The organism is Pseudomonas xanthosomatis, assembly GCF_019139835.1.
GTDB lineage: Bacteria > Pseudomonadota > Gammaproteobacteria > Pseudomonadales > Pseudomonadaceae > Aquipseudomonas > Aquipseudomonas fakonensis.
In genome coordinates this window covers 4,163,483-4,184,904 of the sequence record NZ_CP077075.1, presented here as the reverse complement: position 1 = coordinate 4,184,904, position 21,422 = coordinate 4,163,483, and the positions used below count along the sequence as shown (strand labels likewise).

At 68.4% G+C, this 21,422-nt stretch carries 13 protein-coding genes (1 of these 13 cut by a window edge); 10 read left to right on the top strand and 3 right to left on the bottom strand.

Features of this window, described 5'->3' with window-relative positions:
• Positions 1-35: 35 nt before the first annotated feature.
• On the top strand, positions 36-1,910 hold the full coding sequence (locus tag KSS93_RS18365) for an ATP-binding protein (protein WP_217885387.1): 1,875 nt from the start codon (positions 36-38) through the stop codon (positions 1,908-1,910).
• A 24-nt stretch (positions 1,911-1,934) separates the two neighbouring features.
• On the opposite strand, the gene acuI is transcribed toward KSS93_RS18365, so the two are convergent.
• Both acuI and acuR read right to left on the bottom strand, forming a co-directional pair.
• Positions 1,935-2,918, bottom strand: a complete 984-nt coding sequence (gene acuI, locus KSS93_RS18360) for an acrylyl-CoA reductase (NADPH) (RefSeq protein ID WP_217885386.1) — start codon at positions 2,916-2,918, stop codon at positions 1,935-1,937.
• A gap of 46 nt (positions 2,919-2,964) precedes the next feature.
• A complete protein-coding gene (gene acuR / locus KSS93_RS18355) occupies positions 2,965-3,591 on the bottom strand; it encodes an acrylate utilization transcriptional regulator AcuR (protein WP_225917211.1) in 627 nt (208 codons plus the stop codon).
• A 1,181-nt stretch (positions 3,592-4,772) separates the two neighbouring features.
• On the opposite strand from acuR, the gene KSS93_RS18350 reads away from it, so the two are divergent.
• Both KSS93_RS18350 and KSS93_RS18345 read left to right on the top strand, forming a co-directional pair.
• The gene (locus KSS93_RS18350; RefSeq protein WP_217885385.1) at positions 4,773-5,900 is read left to right on the top strand and encodes a PepSY-associated TM helix domain-containing protein; all 1,128 of its coding nucleotides are present in this window, start codon (positions 4,773-4,775) and stop codon (positions 5,898-5,900) included.
• On the top strand, positions 5,897-6,085 hold the full coding sequence (locus KSS93_RS18345) for a hypothetical protein (protein WP_217885384.1): 189 nt from the start codon (positions 5,897-5,899) through the stop codon (positions 6,083-6,085). Before KSS93_RS18350 ends, KSS93_RS18345 begins: the two co-directional genes overlap by 4 nt.
• A 219-nt stretch (positions 6,086-6,304) precedes the next feature.
• Here KSS93_RS18345 and KSS93_RS18340 read toward each other — a convergent pair whose 3' ends face one another.
• Positions 6,305-6,778 carry an RNA polymerase factor sigma-70 gene (locus KSS93_RS18340; RefSeq protein ID WP_263975052.1) on the bottom strand — a complete coding sequence of 158 codons (474 nt, stop codon included), beginning with the start codon at positions 6,776-6,778 and terminating at the stop codon, positions 6,305-6,307.
• Between KSS93_RS18340 and KSS93_RS26555 the strand changes: the two genes are divergently transcribed.
• The 7 genes from KSS93_RS26555 to KSS93_RS18310 form a co-directional block, all read left to right on the top strand.
• On the top strand, positions 6,695-6,928 hold the full coding sequence (locus tag KSS93_RS26555; RefSeq protein WP_225917400.1) for a hypothetical protein: 234 nt from the start codon (positions 6,695-6,697) through the stop codon (positions 6,926-6,928). The genes KSS93_RS18340 and KSS93_RS26555 overlap by 84 nt on opposite strands.
• 117 nt (positions 6,929-7,045) lie before the next feature.
• Positions 7,046-7,261, top strand: coding sequence for an MbtH family protein (locus KSS93_RS18335; RefSeq protein WP_217885382.1), 216 nt, complete (start codon positions 7,046-7,048; stop codon positions 7,259-7,261).
• 47 nt (positions 7,262-7,308) lie between these two features.
• The gene (locus KSS93_RS18330) at positions 7,309-7,995 is read left to right on the top strand and encodes a thioesterase II family protein (protein WP_263975051.1); all 687 of its coding nucleotides are present in this window, start codon (positions 7,309-7,311) and stop codon (positions 7,993-7,995) included.
• 12 nt (positions 7,996-8,007) lie between these two features.
• Positions 8,008-11,412 carry a condensation domain-containing protein gene (locus KSS93_RS18325; RefSeq protein ID WP_217885381.1) on the top strand — a complete coding sequence of 1,135 codons (3,405 nt, stop codon included), beginning with the start codon at positions 8,008-8,010 and terminating at the stop codon, positions 11,410-11,412.
• A complete protein-coding gene (locus KSS93_RS18320; RefSeq protein ID WP_217885380.1) occupies positions 11,412-12,467 on the top strand; it encodes a TauD/TfdA family dioxygenase in 1,056 nt (351 codons plus the stop codon). The genes KSS93_RS18325 and KSS93_RS18320 overlap by 1 nt, the downstream gene beginning before the upstream one ends.
• An 11-nt stretch (positions 12,468-12,478) precedes the next feature.
• Positions 12,479-15,490, top strand: coding sequence for a non-ribosomal peptide synthetase (locus KSS93_RS18315; RefSeq protein WP_217885379.1), 3,012 nt, complete (start codon positions 12,479-12,481; stop codon positions 15,488-15,490).
• Positions 15,487-21,422, top strand: partial view of a non-ribosomal peptide synthetase gene (locus KSS93_RS18310; protein WP_217885378.1) — the 5' portion only. It continues 4,939 nt past the right edge of the window; 5,936 of the gene's 10,875 nt are visible here — the first part of the coding sequence; its start codon is at positions 15,487-15,489; its stop codon lies off the right edge, out of view. The genes KSS93_RS18315 and KSS93_RS18310 overlap by 4 nt, the downstream gene beginning before the upstream one ends.

Sequence of the window (21,422 nt, the reverse complement as noted above, 5' to 3'; positions counted from 1 at the left end):
TTGATGCGATCGTATCTTGCCTTCAGGACCTCACCATGACCGCCGCGAACGGACCTGCCGCCCAGGACCTGGCCAATAACGCCAGAGGCGCGGCCAGCCCCGGGCTGGATATCGAACTGCTGCACAGCATCAGCACCGCCCTGATGGGGGAGCAGGACAGCATGGCGTTGTACGCCAAGGTGGTGGATGCCGCTATGAGCATCACCGGTTCGCAGTTCGCCACCATGCAGTTGCACAGCCCGCAGCCCCACGGCGGTGTGCTCAAGCTGTTGTGCTCGCGGGGGCTGCCCGACGATGCCGTGCAGTTCTGGCAATGGGTGAGGTTCGATGCCTTGAGCAGCTGCGGGCTGGCACTGCGCCAGGGGCGGCGGGCGATTATCGCCGACTTTGAACAGTGGCCGGAAATCGCCGATACCGAGGAACTGCAGGCGTTTCGCCGCGCCGGTATTCGTTCGGCGCAGACCACGCCGCTAATGGCCCGCGACGGGCGCCTGCTGGGCATGATTTCCAACCATTGGCGCGCCCCTCACCACCCCAGTGAGCGCACCTTGCGCCTGCTGGATATTCTCGCTCGTACCGCCGCCGACCTGCTGGACCGCACCCTTGCAGAAGAAAGCCTGCGCAATCGCGAGCAGGAGCTGGCGCGCACCTGCGACAGGCTGCGCGAAACCGAAGAGCAGCAGCGCCATCTGGCCGCCGAATTGCGCGAGCTCAACGAAACCCTCGAAAAGCGGGTGAACGAGCGCACCCGCGAGCTGATGCAGGTGGAAGAGCGCCTGCGCCAGTCGCAGAAAATGGAAGCGGTTGGCCAGTTGACCGGTGGCCTGGCCCACGATTTCAACAACCTGCTGGGAAGTATCAGCGGGGCGTTGGAGATGCTCGGCCAGCAGCCCAACCAGGGCCGCGATGCCGAGCGTTACCTGGGCGCGGCCCAGGACGCCGCCCGCCGCGCCGCGGCCTTGACCCACCGGCTGTTGGCATTCTCCCGGCGCCAGACCCTGGAGCCTCGGGCCACCGACGTGCGGGCTTTGATGCACGGCATGAGCGAGCTGGTGGCACGCACCAGTGGTTCGGCGATCAGCGTGCGTACCCAGGCCGATACGGCCCTGTGGCCCGCTTTCGTCGACCCCAGCCAGCTGGAAAACGCCGTGCTCAACCTGTGCATCAACGCCCGCGACGCCATGCCGGGCGGCGGGCGCATAACCCTGGAGGCCGCCAATCAGGTGCTGGTCGGCGAGCCTGCCAAGCGCCTGGAGCTGCCCGACGGCGATTACCTGTGCCTGCGGGTCAGCGACACCGGTGCGGGTATGCCGCCAGAGGTGCTGGCCCATGTGTTCGAGCCGTTCTTCACCACCAAGCCAATTGGCCAGGGCACCGGGCTTGGATTGTCGATGATCTATGGCTTTGCCCAGCAGTCCGGTGGCCAGGTGCGCATTGACTCGGTGCCGGGCGAAGGCACCACGGTGGCCCTGTACCTGCCGCGCCACCTCGGTGAGGCGCCGCAACAGCCGGCCCTGCCAGGCGAACCCTGTGCGCAAAGCCAGGGGGCGATCCTGCTGGTGGAGGATGAGCCGACCATGCGCATGCTCACCGCCGAGGTGCTGGGGGAGTTCGGCCACACGGTGATCCAGGCGGGCGACAGCCTGGATGGGTTGCAGGTGTTGCGTTCCGAGGCGCATATCGACCTGCTGCTGACCGACGTCGGCTTGCCTGGCGGCATGAATGGCCGGCAGTTGGCGGATGCCGGGCTGGAGCTGCGCCCAGGGCTGAAGGTGCTGTTCATCACCGGCTACGTGCAGCAGGCCCTCAATGAAAGCGGCCTGCTGGCGCCGGGGATGCAGGTGCTGACCAAGCCGTTCGGGCTTGAAACGCTGGTGGCACGGGTGCGGGAGTTGCTGGCTGCTGCCTGAAGCCGGCGTCAGCAGGGGTGTGCATCAGCTGTTCACATTCACCACCAGGCGCCCGCGCACCTTGCCGTCGAGCAGTTGCCGGGCTGCGCCGATGCTTTCTGCGAGGCTGATTTCGCGGGTGATCATGGCCAGGTGTTCGCGGTCCAGGCCTTCGGCCAGTTGCGCCCAGGCCTGGACCCTGCGCGCATAGGGTTGGGTCACGCTGTTGATACCCAGCAGGCTCACCCCGCGCAAGATGAACGGCGCCACGCTGGCCGGCAGGTCCATGCCCTGGGCCAGGCCACAGGCGGCTACCGCGCCTTCGGCCTGGGTCGCGGCGCAGGCGTTGGCCAAGGTGTGGCTGCCCACCGAATCGATCACCCCGGCCCAGCGTTCCTTGGCCAGGGGCCGGCCTGGGCCGCTCAGTTCACTGCGATCGATGATGGTGCCGGCCCCCAGCTGTTTGAGGTAGTGGGCCTCGTCGGCCTTGCCGGTGGCGGCAATCACTTCGAAGCCGCGGCTGGCCAGCAGGCTGATGGCAAAGCTGCCAACACCGCCGCTGGCGCCGGTGACCAGCACCGGGCCGTGTTCGGGTTTCAGGCCATGGCGCTGCAGCGCCATCAGGCAAAGCATGGCGGTGTAGCCGGCGGTACCGATGGCCATGCTTTGGCGCTCGTCGAGGCCGGCGGGGTGGGGGATCAGCCAGTCGCCGTTCAGGCGTGCCCGTTGTGCCAGCCCGCCCCAATGGCTTTCACCCACGCCCCAGCCGTTGAGCAACACCCGGTCGCCGGGTTGGTAGGCGGGGTGACGGCTGGCCTCGACGGTACCGGCCAGGTCGATGCCCGGCACCATGGGGAACTGGCGCACCACGGGGCTTTGGCCGGTGATGGCCAGGGCGTCCTTGAAATTCAGGGTGCTGTAGGCCACGCGCACGGTCACATCGCCTGCGGGCAACTGGGCCTCCTCGAGGGTGGCCAGGCGGGCCTGGTAATCGTTGTCGTGTTTTTCCAGCAAGATGGCGTTGAACATCACGGAACTCCTTTTTGACCGGTCGTCTTTAAATTGGCCTGCACCATCAGCGGGTGACGGCTGCCAGAAACCCTTGGAAGAAGCTGTCGAGCGGGGTTGTACGTTGCGCCAGCCGCGCGCGTAGTACCGCGCCTTCCCAGCCGGTCCAGAACCAGGCGGCGAGGGTGTCGCAGTCGCTGCCGGCAGGCAGTTCACCGGCAGTTTTTGCAGCCTGCAGGCAAGCTGACAGGCGTTGCTCCCAGTCGCAGAGCACGGCTTCGAGTTGCGTGCGAAAGCTGTCGGGCAGGACCAGTACTTCCTGGCCGAGGTTGCCGACCAGGCAGCCGCGGCGGAACTGGTACTTGAGCATGCCGGCCTTGGCGTCTTCGACGAAGTTGCCCAGGCGCTGCAGGGGGCGGGTGTGTGGGTCTAGGAGGTGGCGGTCGAGCTTGGCGGCGAAGTAATGGGCATAGCGTTGCAGCACGGCCTGGCCGAAGGCTTCCTTGCTGTCGAAGTAGTGGTAGAACGAGCCTTTGGGGACCTGAATGCGCTTGAGCACGGTGTCGATGCCGGTGGCGGTGAAGCCCTGCTCGGTGAGCAGTTCCATGCCGCAGCGTAGCAGCAGGTCGTGGGTTTCGGCGTGTTCGCGGGGGAGCTTTGGGGGGCGGCCGCGGCGGGGCTGGGGTTTGGTCATGGAGGGTAATTTAGACTGATCGTTTTTAATGTCAAGGTGGGGTAGGGGGGCGGCTTGCCGGGGGGTAGGTTCGCGTGGGTGGCTTGAGTTTGTGGATACGCTGTTTATTGGTTTATTGGTTTATTGGTTGATTGGTTGATTGTTTAGTTGATTGGTTAGTTGAATGGTTGGTTTTGAGGGTTGTATGTGCATTCATTATTTGTAGTGACGCTTATTCACCTTTCCGCCCTTACGGCGGCTCACTTTTTGAAGGATCAAAAAGTAAGCAAAAAATCCTCGCTCCATTCATACGGCCCCTGCGCTTCGCTCCGGGGTACCCTCACTCCGGGCTTGCTCCGGGGGTACGCGCCGACGGGCCGTCCCTGGCCCGATCGGCGCTCGACCGGCATCCATGCCGGCCGCCCCCCTACGCAATCCCTGCGTTCGGCCTCCTGAAGTCGCGAAGTTAGGGGCGGCGCCTATGAGTACGCAGCTCGGTCGCTAGTTGCATTTGTGGGAACTCAGGATTGCAATCGCCGGCAAGCCGGCTCTTACAGGGTTGTGCGTTATCCAGAATTAAAGGCTTGCCGGCGATAGGGCCCGAACAAAAAACACATCAATAACAATAAAACCAACATTCCGGCTGTTGATCTGGCTGTTGATCTGGCTTCTAAGCGCGCAATAGTTCAGGCAACACAAATCGCGACTTCAGGAGGCCGAGCGTAGGGATTGCGTAGGAGGGCGACCGGCATGGATGCCGGTCGAGCGCCGATCGGGCCAGGGACGGCCCGTCGGCGCGTACCTCCGGAGCAAGCCCGGAGCGAGGGAACCCCCGAAGCGCAGCGTAGGGGGCCGGATGATAGGAGCAGGCGGTTTTGCTTACTTTTGCCAAGACAAAAGTAAGCCGCCGTAAGGGCGGAAAGGTGACGAAAAGCGCATATCGTCAACGAATGCGCATACATCTCCCAAAGCAATCACCCTAAGCCCCGAACCCGAACACATCTCCGTAGGCCACAGCCGCCCAACAACCGCACACAGCACAAGACCCAGAAGCGGGCATGGCACACGCACTCCCAGCCCACCCGCCCAATCTCAGCAAGCATCCACCGCCAAACAACCGCGCATCTGGCGCCCGTCCCAACTGCGCAGTTACTCTGTGCCCCCCCCGTCGACATGTAGCCCCAGCCGAAGGATCCCCGCGCATGACCCGCCAAGCCCTGAGAACCTGGTACCTGGTGCACAAGTGGACCAGCCTGGTCTGCACCCTGTTCCTGCTGATGCTGTGCCTGACCGGCCTGCCGCTGATCTTCCACGAAGAAATCGAAGCTGCCTTCGACCCGCACCCGGCGCCCAGGGTGCTGCCGGCCGATGCCCCAGCCATCGACTACGACAAAGTGGTTGCCGGGGCGCTCGCGGCGCGCCCGGACGAGGTGGTGCGCTTCGTCGGCCTGGACCCGGACGACCCCTACGGCGCGGTATTCACCGGCAAGACCCTGGTGCCGCCACCGCTGGACGGCCATGTGCACCTGTTCGATAAACGCAGCGGCGAGCTGTTTGCCCCCGAGCCGCCCGAAACCGGCTTCATGGATGTGATGCTGCGCCTGCATACCGACCTGTTCCTCGGCCTGCCCGGCTACCTGCTGCTGGGGGCGATGGGGCTGTTGCTGGTGGCCTCGCTGGTCTCGGGCGTGGTGGTCTATACCCCGTTCATGCGCAAGCTCGAGTTCGCCACCGTGCGCACCGGGCGCAGCCGCCGCCTGCAGTGGCTCGACCTGCACAACGTGCTGGGCATGGTGACCCTGGTGTGGGTGCTGGTGGTGGGTGTCACCGGGGTGGTCAACACCCTGGCGCTGCCCATCGTCGGGTTGTGGCAGAACGGCCAGCTGGCCGAAATGACTGCGCCCTACAAAGACGCACCGCCGCTCAAGACCCTCGGTTCGTTGCATGCCGCGCTGCAGACGGCGCGGGCCGCAGCGCCGGAGCTTGAGCCGGTATTCGTCGCCTTTCCCGGCACCTTGTTCAGCAGCCAGCACCACTACGCGGTGTTCATGCGCGGCAAGACCCCGGTCACCTCAAAGCTGCTCAAGCCGGCGCTGATCGACGCCCAGACCGGGCAATTGACCGACATGCGCGACATGCCTTTGTACGTGCGCGCGTTGCTTATTTCCCAGCCGCTGCACTTTGGTGACTACGGGCGCCTGCCGTTGAAAATCGTCTGGGCGGTGCTGGATGTGATCGCCATCCTGGTGCTGGGCAGCGGCGTCTACCTGTGGTGGGGGCGCCGTCGCCAGATGCCGGTGTTTGCCGCAGAACAGGAGGCCAGGGCATGAGGCGCGGGTTGTGGATGATCTTTCGCTGGCCGCTGCTGATCGGCCTGCTGGCGGCGCTGGGGTTGTTGTCGGCGTTGCTGGGGGACGGGCTGTACGACGTGGTGTCGTGGCTGGCGCTGGGGTTGCCGCTATTGGTGGTAGCGGCAATTCGCGCGTGGCGGCGAGGTAATCGCGGGCCTGTGTAGGAGCAACTGTCTTGCTCAATTTCTAAAATCCAGCGCGATTCCTGTGGGAGCGGGCTTGCCCGCGAAGCAGGCACAGGCACCGCGCTGGATGGCACCGGCTTCGCCGGTGTTCGCGGGCAAGCCCGCTCCCACAGGTCCTTGCTGAATCAATGAGTTGTGTGCAGTTCTATGAGAGCCGGCTTGCCGGCGATGAGGCCAGGCCTGGCTGCAACAAAAACCCTAAAGCGCCTTCTCCCGGCAATGCAGCAGCGCATCGCGGATCATCGCATTCACCAACGGCGGCGACACCCCAAGAATCTTGGCGATCTCGCGCTGCTTCATGCCATGAATACGGCACATCTCGAACGCATAGCGGGTGCGTTCGGGCAGGTCGGCCAGGGCTCCGCTGACCCGCTCCAGCACCTGCTGGTCCGACACCAGCGCCTCGGGGGTATCGCCGAAGATCGTCGCCGACTCGCTGCTGTCGGTGTCAGAGCACATCAGCCGCTCCTCGAACTGGCGACGCCGGTAATGGTCGATCGACAGGTTGCGCACCACCCGGGTCAGGTACGAAGCCTGCGAACGGATCTGCTCCGTTTCGCCAGCATCGTCCACCTTCATGAACGCTTCATGAACGATGTCTTCGGCGTGGCTGCGACAGCCTATGATCTTCGCGGCAAGCCCGATCAGGCGCGAACGCTGGTCAAAGAACACGTCAAGCAAGGGGGAACCGCTGCGGGCTGCACCGTGTTTTTGCATGAGGCACCTGATCCATTCTTGAAGTCTGCCAGCGAGGGTGGAGAATCTAGTATTGTTAAGAACTATTTGCAACAAGTCTCCGATTTCGCTGTAGGGCGGATCTGAAAATCGGCTAAGAAACGGTCTTCTGAAGTTATTCCACAGTCATTCGTCGATGTAGGAAATCGCGCCGCAGGCCATTGCGCCAGGCGCCTTCAACCGACAGAGACGGAGAGATTTCAGATGGCTTTCGACCGCGAAGACGCAACGTTCAAGGTACTGGTCAACGCCGAGGAGCAGTACTCGCTGTGGCCTGACTACAAGGCCGTGCCGGCCGGCTGGCGCGAGGCCGGCAAGAGCGGCGCCAAGCAGGAGTGCCTGGACTACATCGAATCGGTCTGGACCGACATGCGCCCCCTGAGCCTGCGCCAGCACATGGACGGGCAGGCCGGCCGGTGAGCGCCGTGCTGACCCTGTTCTGCCTGCCCTATGCCGGCGCCAGTGCCATGGGCTATGCGCGCTGGCGGCGCAGCGCCCCGGCCTGGCTGGACATTCGCCCGCTGGAGCTGCCAGGGCGGGGCAGCCGCGCGTCCGAGCCGCTGGCCACCGACCTGGTCGACCTGGCCGCGCAACTGGCCCGCGAGCTGCGCGGCGAAACCTGGCGCCCGTACGCGCTGTTCGGCCACAGCATGGGCTCGTTGCTGGCCTTCGAGCTGGCCTGCGCCCTGCGTGCCCAGGGCCTGCCGCCGCCGCAGGCGTTGCTGGTGTCCGGCGGTGCGGCGCCGGGCATGCGCGACTATTTGCGTTTTCGTAACCCCATGAGCGACGAGCAATTGCTGGCCGAGCTGGGCGCGCTGCAAGGCACCCCCGACGAAGCCCTGCAGGACCCGGAGCTGATGCGCCTGGCCTTGCCGGTGCTGCGCGCCGATTTTCTGCTGTGCGGCCGCTACCGCTTCCAGCCCACCGCGCCGCTGCAATGCCCGCTGCACGTGCTGGCCGGCAGCCAGGACAAAGCCAGCGAAGCGCAGCTGCTGGCCTGGCGCAAGCTGGCCGCAGTCGGCTTCAGCCTCAAGCTGTTCGACGGCGGCCATTTCTTCATCCAGTCCCAGGAGCGCGCCGTGCTCGCGCACCTGGCCGAATGCCTGGCGCCCATGCGCCGGCGCCGGCCGCCCGTCCCGATTCCCACTTCTTAGCAAAGGTGTGACATGACAGCTTTCCATGGCTCCCTGGTCGAGGCGCTGGTCGCCCATGCCGGCCAGCAAGGCAGCAAGCCTGCGGTGCATTTTCTTCTCGACGGTGAAAGCCAGCGCCTGACGCTGAGCTACGCCGAACTGGACCGTCGCGCCCGCGCCCTGGCCGTCGAGCTGCTGCGTCACACCCAGGCCGGGGAGCGCGCGTTGCTGCTGATGCAAAGCGGGCCCAGCTATGTGGTGTCGTTCTACGCCTGCCTGTATGCCGGCATCATCGCCGTGCCGGCGCTGCCGCCCGAGTCGCTGCGCCAGTACGAGCTGAGCCGGGTGCGGGCGATTCTCGACGACGCCGAGCCACGCCTGGTGCTGACCGAGGCGCACCTGGCCGATTCGCTGCAGCAGGCCTTCGCCGAGGCGCTGCCGACGGTGCTGGCGGTCGACGCCCTGGCGCTGGACGAGGCCGCCGGTTTTGCCCCGCAGCCGCCGGCCGGCGAGGCGGTCGCCTTCTTGCAATACACCTCAGGTTCCACCGCCACGCCCAAGGGCGTCGAGGTCAGCCACGCCAACCTTGTGGCCAACGAGAACATGATGGTGCACGGCTTCGACCTGAACCCCGGTGACACCTTCGTCAGCTGGCTGCCGCTGTACCACGACATGGGCCTGATCGGCTGCCTGCTGCTGACCATCTACCGCGGCGCGACCCTGGTGCTGATGTCGCCGCGCCAGTTCGTCGAGCGCCCTGCGCGCTGGCTCGAAGCCATCAGCCAGTACCGCGCCACCCACACCGGTGCGCCGGACTTCGCCTTCCGCCTGGCCGCCGAGCGGGTCAGCGACAGCGTGCTGGCCAACCTCGACCTGGGTAGCCTGCGGGTGCTGTTCTCCGGCTCCGAACCCATCCGCCAGGACAGCCTGCAGGCCTTTGCCAAGCGCTTCGGCGCGTGCGGCTTCAACCCGCTGGCGTTCCTGCCGTGCTATGGCCTGGCCGAGGCCACCCTGTTCGTCACCGGCACCACCGCCGCCGAACCCTTCGTCAGTGCCAGCTTCGACAGCCATGCCCTCGGCGAGCACCGCGCCGAGCCGGGGCAGGGCAGCCTGCTGGTCAGCAGCGGCATCCTTCACCCCGGGCTGGATGTGATCCTGGTCGACCCGGCCAGCGGTCAGCGCCAGCCCGACAGCCGCATTGGCGAGATCTGGACCAGCGGCGACAGCGTCGCCCGTGGCTACTGGCGCAACCCCGAGGCCACTGCCCGTGCTTTCGTCGAGCGTGACGGGCGCACCTGGCTGCGCACCGGCGACTTAGGCTTTTTGCGCGAAGGCCGCCTGTTCATCACCGGCCGGCTCAAGGACATGATCATCGTCCGTGGCCAGAACATTTACCCGCAAGACCTCGAACGGGCCGTGGAATACAACGTCGAAGGCGCGCGCAAGGGCCGGGTGACCGCCTTTGTGGTCGACCAGGCCGACGGCGAAGGCATCGGCATCGCTGTGGAGATCGGCCGCGCCACCCAGCGCAAGATCGGCGCCGCCCAGCTGTGCGCCGAAATCGACCGCGCGCTGGCCGACGTGTGCCAGCAAACCCCGGTATGGGTGGCCCTGCTGCAGCCCGGCGAGCTGCCCAAGACCTCCAGCGGCAAGCTGCAACGCTCGGCCTGCCGGCAAATGCTTGAGCGCGGCGAGCTGGACTGCTTCCACCTGCGCCGCAACGACCAGCGCCCGCAGCGCCAGGGCCAGGCCGTACAAGGTGAGCACCAGCAGCAACTGGCGGAGGTGTGGGCCGAAGTGCTCGGCCAGGACGAGGTGTTCGCCGATGACAACTTCTTCGCCCTGGGCGGCAACTCCATCGCCGCCGCGCAAATCATCGGCCGCCTGCGCGAGCGGCTGGGGGTAAGCCTGCCGCTGGCCTGCCTGTTCGACCACCCGGTGCTGGCCGCCTTCGCCGGGCAAGTGGCCGAAGCCGCCGCCGCCCATGCCCAGCCGTTGCTCGCCGCCGACCCCCAGGCGGCCCTGGTGCCATCGTTCGCCCAGCAGCGCCTGTGGTTCGCCTGGCAGCTGGAGCCGCACAGCTCGGTGTACAACGTGCCGATGGCCCTGCACCTGCGCGGCCCGCTGGACAGCGAGGTGCTGCGCGCCGCCTTCGCCACCCTGCAGCAGCGCCATGGCGTGCTGCGTACCACCTTCCACGCCGACGGCGAGGGCGTGCGCCTGGTGCAGCACGCTAGCCTGGCGCTGGCCTTCAGCGTCGAGCAGGTCGCAGACCTTGCCGAGGCCCGCGAGCGTGCGGCGCAACAGGCGCGCCAACCCTTCGACCTGGCCGCAGGCCCGTTGCAGCGGGTGTGCCTGCTGCGCCTTGCGCCCCGCGAGCACGTGCTGCTGCTGACCACCCACCACATCGCCGTGGACGGCTGGTCGATGCGCAACCTGGTCGACGAACTGGAGGCGCTGTACGCCGCAGGCCTTGCCGGGCGCGACGCAGCGCTGCCGGCGCTGGCGGTCGGCTACGGCGATTTCGCCCGCTGGCAACGCGAACTGCTGGCCGGCCCCGAGCAGGCCCGGCAACTGGCCTACTGGCAGCAGGCCCTGGCCGGCGAGCAGCGCTTGCTCGAGCTGCACAGCCAGCGCCCGCGCGGCACCGGCGCCAACGCCGTGTGTGAGCAGTTCGCCTTCAGCGGCGTGCAAACCAGCGCGCTGCGCGCCTACGCCAGCGCCCATGGCGTGACGCCGTTCATGCTGCTGCTCGGCGCCTTCGCCATCAGCCTGCGCGAACAGAGCGGCGAGTCGCGCATCCGCCTGGGCAGCGACATCGCCAACCGCAGCCACCCGGCCGCCGAGCCGCTGGTGGGCTTTTTCATCAACCAGCTCGTGCTGCAACTGGACCTGGACCTGGCCGCCGGCAGCGATGCGCTGCTCGAGCAGTGCCGGCGCGTAGTGCTGGGCGCCGCCGGGCACCAGGACCTGCCGTTCGAGCAACTGGTCGAGGCGCTGCGCCCACCACGCCGGGCCGGGCGCTCGCCGTTCTTCAGCATCAAGCTCAACTACCAGGAAGGCGAGCCACCGCTGCCGCGCCTGCAGGACGTGCGGGTCGAGGCCTTGGCCTGCGAACACCAGGCCGCCGAGCTGGACCTGATCCTCGGCTTCTACAGCAGCGCCGGGCGCCTGGAAGCCCGCTTCGAGGTGCCCGAGGGCCTGTTCCAGCCAGGCGAGCTGGCCGAGCTGTTCGCCCAGATCCAGGCCGTGCTCGACTGCTGGCTGGGCCAGCCCGGCCGTACCCAGGCCGACCTGCTGGAGGCCGCCGCCCAGGTGCGCCGCGCGGCGCGCAGCGCCGACAACCAGCAGCGCCGGCAACTGCTCGACAGCCAACGGCCGATGCGCCGGCGCGCCGTGCAGCCCACCCCTAACGCACAGAGTGTTCAGGAGCAATGATGAACGACGCCAAGGTCACGGCACTGCCCAGCATGGGCCGTGCACGCAGGAGCATCACCGCCGGCCAGCAAGAGCGGGTCGTGTTCACCCCGTTGCTCGAAGGGCATGCCCTGCCGGCGCTGTGCCGGCCACGCTTTGCCGGCACCGACCTGGTGGCGTGGCTGGCGCAGAACCGCGAACAGGTGGAGGCGCGCCTGCTGGAGCATGGCGCCATCCTGTTCCGCGGCTTCGACGTGGAGGGCATCGACGGCTTCGACCGCTGCGTGCAGGCGGTCTCGGGCGGTGCGCTGGAATACCTGTTCCGCGCCTCGCCACGCACCCAGATCACCCGCCAGTTCAACATCTACAGCTCCACCGACTACCCCAGCAACGAGCGCATCTTCCCGCACAACGAGCACTCCTACTCGCCGGTGTTCCCGCTGCATCTGTACTTCTACTGCGACCTGCCGTCGCTGACCGGCGGCGAAACACCGCTGGGCGATACCCGTGCGTTGCTGCAGCGTATCGACCCGGCGGTGCGCGAGGAATTCCGCCAGCGCCGCATCATGTACGTGCGCAACTACGGCGACGGCATGGGCCTGCCCTGGCAGACCGTGTTCCAGAGCGAAGACCGCGCCGAAGTGGAAGCCTACTGCGCGCGCATCGGCATCCGCCCGGAATGGAAGCCCGGCAACCGCCTGCGTACCCGCCAGGTTGGCCCGGCCATCGTCCGCCACCCGCGCAGCGGCGAACAGCTGTGGTTCAACCACGGCACCTTTTTCAACGCCCTGACCCTGCCCGAGACCCTGCGCGCCGCGCTGATCGCCGAGTTCGATGCCGACGATCTGCCGCAGAACACCTTCTACGGTGACGGCGCGCCGATCCCCGACGAGGTCATCCGCCACCTGCAGCAGGCCTACCGCGACGTCATGGTGGAGTTCCCCTGGCAAAAGGGCGATGTGGTGCTGCTCGACAACATGCTCTCGCTGCACGCCCGTAACGCATTCACCGGCCCGCGCAAGATTCTCACCGCGATGGCGATCGCCCAGAAAAGCGCCGACCTGGCACAAGATTGAGGTTCCCCCACATGCAACTGCCTGCCCACCAAGACGCCTTCCCCCTTTCTGCCCAGCAGGGCGCCGTGCTGGTTCGCCCCGGGCAACCGCTGGCGGCCTTCGCCCGTGTGCGCGTGCCGGGTGCCTATGACGAGGCCCGCCTGGGCCAGGTGCTCGCCGGGCTGCAACGCCGCCACGAAGTGCTGCGCACCCGCTACCTGTGCCTGGACGGCCTGCGCCGCCCGGTGCAGGTGGTGGAGCAGGGCGCCGCGGCGCCGCTGCAGCCGGTTGCTGGGCGCGAGGCCCTGGAGCAACTGCCCTTGGTCGCGGCGGTAGAGCAGGTGGAAGGCGACAGCTTCGTCGTGTGCCTGGGCGTGGCCCTGGCCAGCGTCGACCGGCAGGCGTTGCAGCAACTGGCCAACGAGCTGCGCGCCGGTTACGCCGGCAGCCTGGCGCCGGCCGACGAAGAGGCGTTGCAGTACATCGACTACGCCTCTTGGCAGGGCGAGCTGGCAGGCGAGGACATGGGCCTGCGCGGCGCCGCCTACTGGCGCGGCGTGCTCGACGCCATCACGCCACGGGCGCCGCTGCCATTCGAACAAGGCGTAGGAGCGGGCTTGCCCCGCGATGCGGCCCGGCAGGTCACCCTGCCAGCCGCCTCCCTGCTGCAAACCCTCGATACCCACGCCTGCGAGCAAGCCCTGGCCAGCGACGACCTGTTGCTGTTCCTTTGGGCCGGTTTCCTGTGCCGCCTGGGCGAGCAGAACCAGGTCTCGCTGCTGGCCTGCGTGGACGGTCGCAACGCCCAGGTCGAAGGCATGCTCGGGCGCTTCGAGCGGCACATGCCGCTGAACCTGGCATACCCCGCTGACGCCACCCTGGCCCAGGCCCTGGAGGAGTTCCGCAGCCGCCTGGAGCAGGCCCGTTCGTGGCTCGAATGCCTGGACGAAGTGGCCGTCGAAAACGCCGACACCCTGTACGCTTTCACCGCCAGCCACACGCCGCTGGACGGTGTCGAGCTGCAACTGGACGCCAGCGTGCTGGCGCCGCTGAGCCTGGCCCGCGTGGGTAACGAGCTGCAACTGCACTACGTTGCCGGCCAGCTGGAGCAGGACGTGGCCGCACTGTGGCTTGGGCAGTTCGCGGTATTTGCCGCCCAGGCACTGGGCGACTTCGAGCAGCGGCTGGCCCAGGTCAGCCTGCTGGGCGAACCGGAGCGTGCGCGCATCCAGGCCTTCGAGCAGGGCGCGGCCATGCCGCTGCCCAGCCCGGGCTTGCTGCACCGTTTGTTCGAGCAGCAGGTTGCCGGGCAAGGCCAGCGTGCCGCCGTGCGTCAGGGCGACCAGGTGCTCGATTACCTTCAGCTGGAGCAGCGCGCCAACCAGCTGGCCCATGCCCTGCAGGCGCAGGGTGTCGGGCGCGAAAGCATCGTTGCCGTGTACGCGCCGCGCTCGCTGGCCGCGCTGGTGGCGATGCTGGGCATTCTCAAGGCCGGTGGCGCCTACCTGCCGCTGGACCCGGACTACCCGGCCGAGCGCCTCGGCTTCATGCTGGCCGACGCCGGTGCCCAGTGCCTGCTGGCGCTGGATGCCCCGTCCGCCGACCTGGTGCTGCCCGCCGGCTTGCCGGTGCTGTCGCTGGCCGAGGCCTCGCCGGTGTGGCAAGGCCCAAGCACACCGCTGGCGGTGGCGGTCGGCGCTGACGACCTGGCGTATGTCATCTACACCTCCGGCTCCACCGGCACGCCCAAGGGCGTTGCCGTAAGCCACGCCAACGCCCTGGCCTCGACCCTGGCGCGTTTCGTTCACTACCCGGCGTCGGTCGAATCCTTCTTGCTGCTGTCGTCGCTGTCGTTCGACAGCTCGGTGGCCGGGCTGTTCTGGACTCTCGGCCAGGGCGGCTGCCTGCACCTGCCAAGCGCCGCCCAGGCCAAGGACCCGCAAGCCATTGCCGCATTGCTGGGCGAGCAGGGCATCACGCACTACCTGGCCTTGCCAGGGCTGCACGCCGAAGTGCTCGAGCACCTCGGCCAGCACGCCCTGCGCACCGTGGTGGTGGCCGGCGAAGCCTGCACCCCGGCGCTGCTGGCCCGCCACCAGGCGCGCCTGCCCGGCGTGCTGCTGAGCAACGAATACGGCCCCACCGAAGGCAGCGTCTGGTGTACGGCGTGGAACGCAAGCGAAGGCCCGGTCTCCATCGGCCGCCCGGCGCCAGGCATGCGCGTGCTGCTGCTCGACGCCAACCGCGAGCCGGTGGCGGTGGGGCAGGTGGGCGAGCTGTACGTCGCCGGCCCCGGCGTCACCCGCGGCTACCTGGGCCGCCCGGCTCTGACTGCCGAGCGTTTCCCGACCCTGGCCGATGGCAGCCGCGGCTACCAGACCGGCGACCTGGCGCGCTGGCGCGCCGACGGCCTGCTGGAGTTCCTGGGCCGGGTCGATGCGCAAGTGAAAATTCGCGGCTTCCGTATCGAGCTGGGCGAAGTGGAGGCGGTGCTGGCCAGTTGCGCAGGCGTTGCCGAAGCCACAGTGGTGGTGCGCGAGGGCGCCAGCGGTGCCCAGCTGGTGGCCTTTGTGGTCGGCGCCGAAGAAGACGGGCAACTGGCCGGCCGCCTGCAGGCGGAGCTGGCCCGGCGCCTGCCGGCGCACATGGTGCCCACCGCGCTGCGCAGCCTGGCACGCCTGCCGTTGATGCCCAACGGCAAGGTCGATCGCCGCGCCCTGGCCGCCGAGGCCGTGGTCGGCCAGGCCTATCAGGCGCCGCAGAGCGAACTGCAATGCCTGCTGGCGAGCATTTGGCAGGAGGCGCTCGGGGTCGAGCGGGTCGGGCTGCAGGACAACTTCTTCGCCCTGGGCGGCCACTCGCTGCTGGCCACCCGCCTGCGCGCACGGTTGCAGGAGCAGTTGGGCATCGAACTGCCGCTGCGGCTGTTCTTCGAAGGCGAAACCCTGGAGCGCTTCGCCGCCAAGGTGGCCGAGTTGCAACAGGCCCCGGGCAACGACCTGGACGCCCTGGAGAACCTGTTCGCCGAAGTGGAGGCACCATGACTGTGGTTGATCGTTCCCTCGCCCTGGCCCGGCGCTTCGCCGAGCTGGACCCGGCCGCCCGCCGCGCCCTGGGTGAAAAGCTCAAGGCCCAGGGCATGAGCCTTGAAAGTCTGCCGATTCCGCCACGTGCCGAAGGCCAGCCTGTGGTGGCTGCCTCCTATGCCCAGCGCCGGCTGTGGACCCTGTGGCAGCTCGACCGCAGCAGCGCCGCCTACAACCAGGCCGGCGTGCTGCGCCTGGACGGCGCGCTGGATGTCGCCGCCTTGCAGGCCGCCGTGAACGCCCTGGTGGCGCGCCACGAAATCCTGCGCACCCACTTTGCCGAAACCGATGGCCAGCTCACCCAGGTGGTAAGCCCGGCTGCCGGCCTTACCCTGGCCCAGCTCGACCTCAGCGCCAGCGCCGACCCGCAAGCGGCGCTGAAGGCCGCCTTGCAGGCCGCTGCCGGCCAGGCCTTCGACCTGTACCAGGGGCCGCTGCTGCAGCTTACCCTGGTGCGCCTGGGCGAACAGCGCCACGGCCTGCTGCTGGCCATGCACCACATCATCTCCGACGGCTGGTCGATGCAGATCCTGCTCGACGAGCTGGCCCAGGGCTACGCCGCCCACCTGCAAGGCCAGGCGCCGCAATGGCCGGCCTTGGCCGTGCAGTACGCCGACTACGCCCTGTGGCAACGCAACTGGCTCGAAGCCGGCGAAGGCGAACGCCAGCTGGCTTACTGGCGCGCCACCCTGGGTGAGCGCCCACCCATTCTCGAACTGCCCGCCGACCGCGCGCGCCCGGCCGAAATGAGCCAGCGCGGCGCAAGCCTGGGCTTCGAGGTGCCCGCAGCGCTGACCGCGCAGCTCAAGGCCCTGGCCGCCGCCAGCGGCACCAGCCTGTTCATGGTATTGCTGACGGCGTTCAAGGCGCTGCTGCACCGCTATACCGGCCAGCAAGAACTGCTGGTGGGCGTGCCCGTTGCCAACCGCCAGCGCGCAGAAGTACAGGGGCTGATCGGCTTCTTCGTCAACACCCAGGTGCTGCGCAGCACGCCCTACGCGCGTCTGCCGTTCCGCACCCTGCTGGGCGAAGTGCGCCAGGCCGCCGCCGCGGCCCAGGACTGCCAGGACCTGCCGTTCGAAGAGCTGGTCGACGCCCTGGGCGTGGAGCGCAGCCTGAGCCGCAACCCGCTGTTCCAGGTGATGTTCAACCACGAGCAGCGCGGCGCCAGCAGCCTGGCCGGCCTGCCCGGGTTGCACGCCTGGCTTGAAGTGGCGGCCCCGGAGGTTGCCAAGTTCGACCTCAGCCTGGACACCGAAGAGCTGGCCGACGGCCTGCTGCGCGGCGCCTTCACCTACGCCACCGACCTGTTCGACGCGGCGCGCATCGAGCGCCTGCGCGGGCATTTTTTGCGCCTGCTGGGCGACTGTGCCGAGCGCCCCGACAGCCCGCTGGGCGACCTGGCCATGCTCGAACGCCACGAGCAGCAGCAAGTGGTCGAAACCTTCAACGCCACTGCGGTCGACTACCGCCAGGCGCAGTGCCTGCAAGTGCTGATCGAAGCCCAGGCAGCCGCCACGCCCGATGCCACGGCGCTGATCGCCGATGGCCTTGAACTGAGCTACGCCGAGCTCAACGCCCAGGCCAATCGCCTGGCCCATTACCTGCGCAGCCGCGGCGTTGGCCCCGAGCAACTGGTGGGCATCTTCGCCGAGCGCTCGCAAGCCATGGTGGTGGCCCTGCTGGCCGTGCTCAAGGCCGGCGCCGCCTACGTGCCGCTGGATCCGGACCAGCCCGACCAACGCCTGGCCTACATGCTCGAGGACAGCGGCGCGAGCCTGCTGCTGACCCAGCAGCAACTGCTCGGGCGCCTGCCCGCAGGCGGGCGCGAAGTGCTGTGCCTGGACCGCGATGCCGAGCAATTTGCCGCCAGCCCCGACAGCAACCCGAGCCTGCAAAGCCACCCCGACCAGCTCGCTTATTGCATTTACACCTCCGGCACCACCGGCCGGCCAAAAGGCGCGGGCAACAGCCACGCAGCCCTGTGCAACCGCCTGCAGTGGATGCAGGCCACCTTTGGCCTGGGCGCCGGTGACCGGGTCCTGCAGAAGACCCCGTTCGGCTTCGACGTGTCGGTGTGGGAGTTCTTCTGGCCGCTGATGACCGGCGCCACCCTGGTGATGGCGCCGCCCGGCGCCCACCGCGACCCCGCCGAGCTCAAGGCGCTGATCGCCGGCCACGGCATCAGCGTGCTGCACTTCGTGCCGTCGATGCTGCAGGCCTACATGGCCAGCGAAACCCTGGCCGGCTGCCCGAGCCTGCGCCTGGTGATGTGCAGCGGCGAGGCACTGCCGCTGGACCTGCAACAACGCTTTCTGGCCCGGAGCAGCGCCGGCCTGCACAACCTGTATGGCCCAACCGAGGCGGCCATCGATGTCAGCCACTGGGCCTGCCACGACGCCCCGGGCCTGGGCAGCGTGCCGATCGGCCGGCCCATCGCCAACCTGCGCCTGTACGTGCTCGACGGCCAGTTGCAGCCGGTGGCCAGCGGCCTGCCCGGCGAGCTGTACATTGGTGGCGTGGGCCTGGCCCGCGGCTACCTGGGCCGCCCGGGGCTGACCGCCGAGCGCTTTGTCGCCGACCCGTTCGGCCATGGTGCGCGGCTGTACCGCACCGGTGACCTGGCGCGCTGGCGCGACGACGGCGCGGTGGAGTACCTGGGGCGCATCGACCACCAGGTGAAGATCCGCGGCCTGCGCATCGAGCTGGGCGAAATCGAGGCGCGCCTGCTGGAGCACCCGGCCGTCAGCGAGGCGGTGGTGGTGGTCAGCGAGGCCGCCGCCGGTGCCAAGCAGTTGCTGGGTTATGTGGTGGCAAGTGCCGACGACGGGCTGGCCGACGCCTTGCGCCTGCAACTGGGCGAGGCGCTGCCGGACTACATGGTGCCGGCGCAGGTAATCGTGCTTGCGCAGATGCCGCTGAGTGCCAACGGCAAGCTCGACCGCAAGGCGCTGCCGCAGCCGGTAGTGGTCGAACGCGCCTATGACGCCCCCCAGGGCGAGGTGGAGCAGGCCCTGGCCAAGGTCTGGGGCGAGGTGCTGGGTATCGACCCGGTGGGCGCCCAGGACAACTTCTTCGAACTGGGCGGCGATTCGATCATCGCCATCCAGGTGGCCAGCCGCGCCCGCCAGGCCGGCTGGCAGTTCGGCCCGCGCGAGCTGTTCCGCCACCAGACCTTGCGCCAGCTGGCCCAGGTGGCCACGCCGCTGGGCGGGCAGGGCGCAGGTGCTGCGCGCCCCGAGCGCGGGGCGATTGCCCTGACACCGCTGCAGCAACGCTTCTTTGCCATGCCCATGGCCCAGCGCGGGCACTGGAACCAGGCCCTGTTGCTGGCGCTGGATACACCATTGGCCGCCGCAGCACTGGAGCAGGCACTGAACGCGGTGGTCGCGCACCACGACGCCTTCAGCCTGCGCTTCAGCCAGGGCGAGCAGGGCTGGCAGGGCGTCTACGCGGCCAACCTCGCCGTCGAGCTGTGGGAGCGTGAGGCTGAGGACGAGCAGGCCCTGTTGGCCATCGCCAACCAGGCCCAGCGCAGCCTGGACCTTGCCGCCGGCCCGCTGCTGCGCGCCGTGCTGGTCAACCTGCGCGGCTTCGGCCAGCGCCTGCTGCTTACCGCCCACCACCTGGTGGTGGACGGCGTGTCGTGGCGCATCCTGCTCGAAGACCTGCAGCAGCTGCTGGCCAACCCGGCCGCCAGCCTGCCACGGCGCAGCCACGCCTTCGGCGACTGGACCCGCTTCCTCGTGCAGCACGCCCAGGCCAACGAAACCCTGGCGCAACTGCCTTGGTGGCTGGCCCAACTGGGCGAAGTCGCGGCCGAGTTCCCGGGCGCCCGGCATGCCGGCCCCGCGCCGGTGGCTGAAGCCGTCACCCTGCCGCTTGCGCTGGACGAACAACTGACCCGCCAGCTGCTGCGCGATGCCCCGGGCGCTTACCGCACCCAGGTCAACGACCTGCTACTGTGCGCCCTGGCCCGCGCCTGGCGGCGCTGGAGCGGGCAGCCAGAATTGCTGGTGGAGCTGGAAAGCCATGGCCGCGAAGAGCACCTGGCCGGGCTCGACCTCAGCCGCACGGTGGGCTGGTTCACCACCACCTACCCGCTGCGCCTGGCTGCCAGCGACGACCTGGGCCACAGCCTCAAGGCCATCAAGCAGCACCTGCGCCAGGTGCCGGACAACGGCCTGGGCTTCGGCCTGCTGCAACAGCTGGCACCTGCTGAGGTGCGCGCACAGTTGGCGGCGCGGCCACAGCCGCGCATCACCTTCAACTACCTGGGCCAGTTCGACGCCAGCTTCGCCCCCGGCATGCGCCGCGCCGAGCAAAGCTGCGGCGACAGCCAGGACCCGGCCGCACCCCTGGCCAACTGGCTGTCCATCGACGGCGGGGTCAACGACGGCCGCCTGCAACTGGGCTTCACCTTCAGCCCACAGCAGCTCGACGCCCAGGGCCTGGCGCAACTGGTAGCGCTGTTCGAGGGCGAGCTGCGGGCGCTGGTCGGCCATTGCCTGACGCCCGGTGCCGGTGGCGCCACGCCATCGGACTTCCCCCTGGCCAACCTCGACCAGGCGCAGCTCGACGCCCTGGGCCTGCCGATCACCCAGGTGCAAGACCTCTACCCGCTGTCGCCGATGCAGCAGGGCATGCTGTTCCACAGCCTGTACCAGCCCGGCGACGGCAGCTACATCAACCAGATGCGCATGGACGCCGAAGGCCTGGACCCTGCGCGCCTGCGCGCGGCCTGGCAGGCGGCGCTGGACAACCACGCCGCGCTGCGCACCGCCTTTGTCAGCACTGCGGCGGGGCAGCCGCTGCAAGCGGTGCTGCGCCAGGCGCAACTGGCCTGGCGAGAAGCCACCGGCGGCGACCTCGACGCCCTGGCCGCCGAGGAGCGGCGCCCCTTCGACCTGCAGCAACCGCCGCTGATGCGCCTGCTGCTGGTGGCTACCGATGCCGGCCACCACCTGGTATGGACCTGCCACCACCTGCTGCTGGACGGCTGGAGCCAGGCGCAACTGTTCGCCGAGGTGATGCAGCGTTACGCAGGCCAGCCACAACCGGCACCCGTGGGCCAGTACCGCGACTACATCGCCTGGCTGGCCGGGCGCGACCAGGCTGCCAGCGAGCAGTTCTGGCGCGAGCAACTGGCACCCTTGCAGGCGCCGACCGCGCTTGCCGGCGCGGTTGCCCTGGAGCAGCCCGGCAGCGGCACTGCCGAGCACCGCGCAAGCCTGCCGGCCGCCGCCAGCGAGCGCCTGCGCAGCTTTGCCCGCCAGCGCAAGGTGACCCTCAGCAGCCTGTTGCAGGCCGCCTGGCTTTTGCTGTTGCAGCGTTACACCGGGCAGGAGTGCGTGGCCTTCGGCGCCACCGTGGCCGGGCGCCCGGCGCAGTTGCCGGGCATCGAGCAGCAACTGGGCCTGTTCATCAACACCTTGCCAGTGGTCGCAAGCCCGCAGGGGCAGCAGACCGTCGGCCAGTGGCTCGAGCAGGTGCAGGCCCTGGGTGTGGCCGTGCGCGAGCACGAGCACAGCGCGCTGTATGACATCCAGCGCTGGGCCGGGCAGGGTGGGCAGGGCCTGTTCGACCAGATTCTGGTGTTCGAGAACTACCCGCTGGACAGCGCCATGCTCGGCGGCCAGGGCGACGGGCCGCGCTTCGCCAACCTGGTCAGCCGCGAGCAGGGCAACTACCCGCTGATGCTGCTGGTCAATCAGGGCGAGGCGCTGAGCTTCTGCTACAGCTTTGACCGGGCACGCTTCGATGCTGCGGCTATCACGCGGCTGCATGGGCACCTGCAGCAGTTGCTGCTGGCGTTGAGCGATAGCGCCGAGCGCCAGCTGGGGCAACTGCCGCTTCTGACGGGCGTTGAACGCGATGAGCTGCTGGCGGC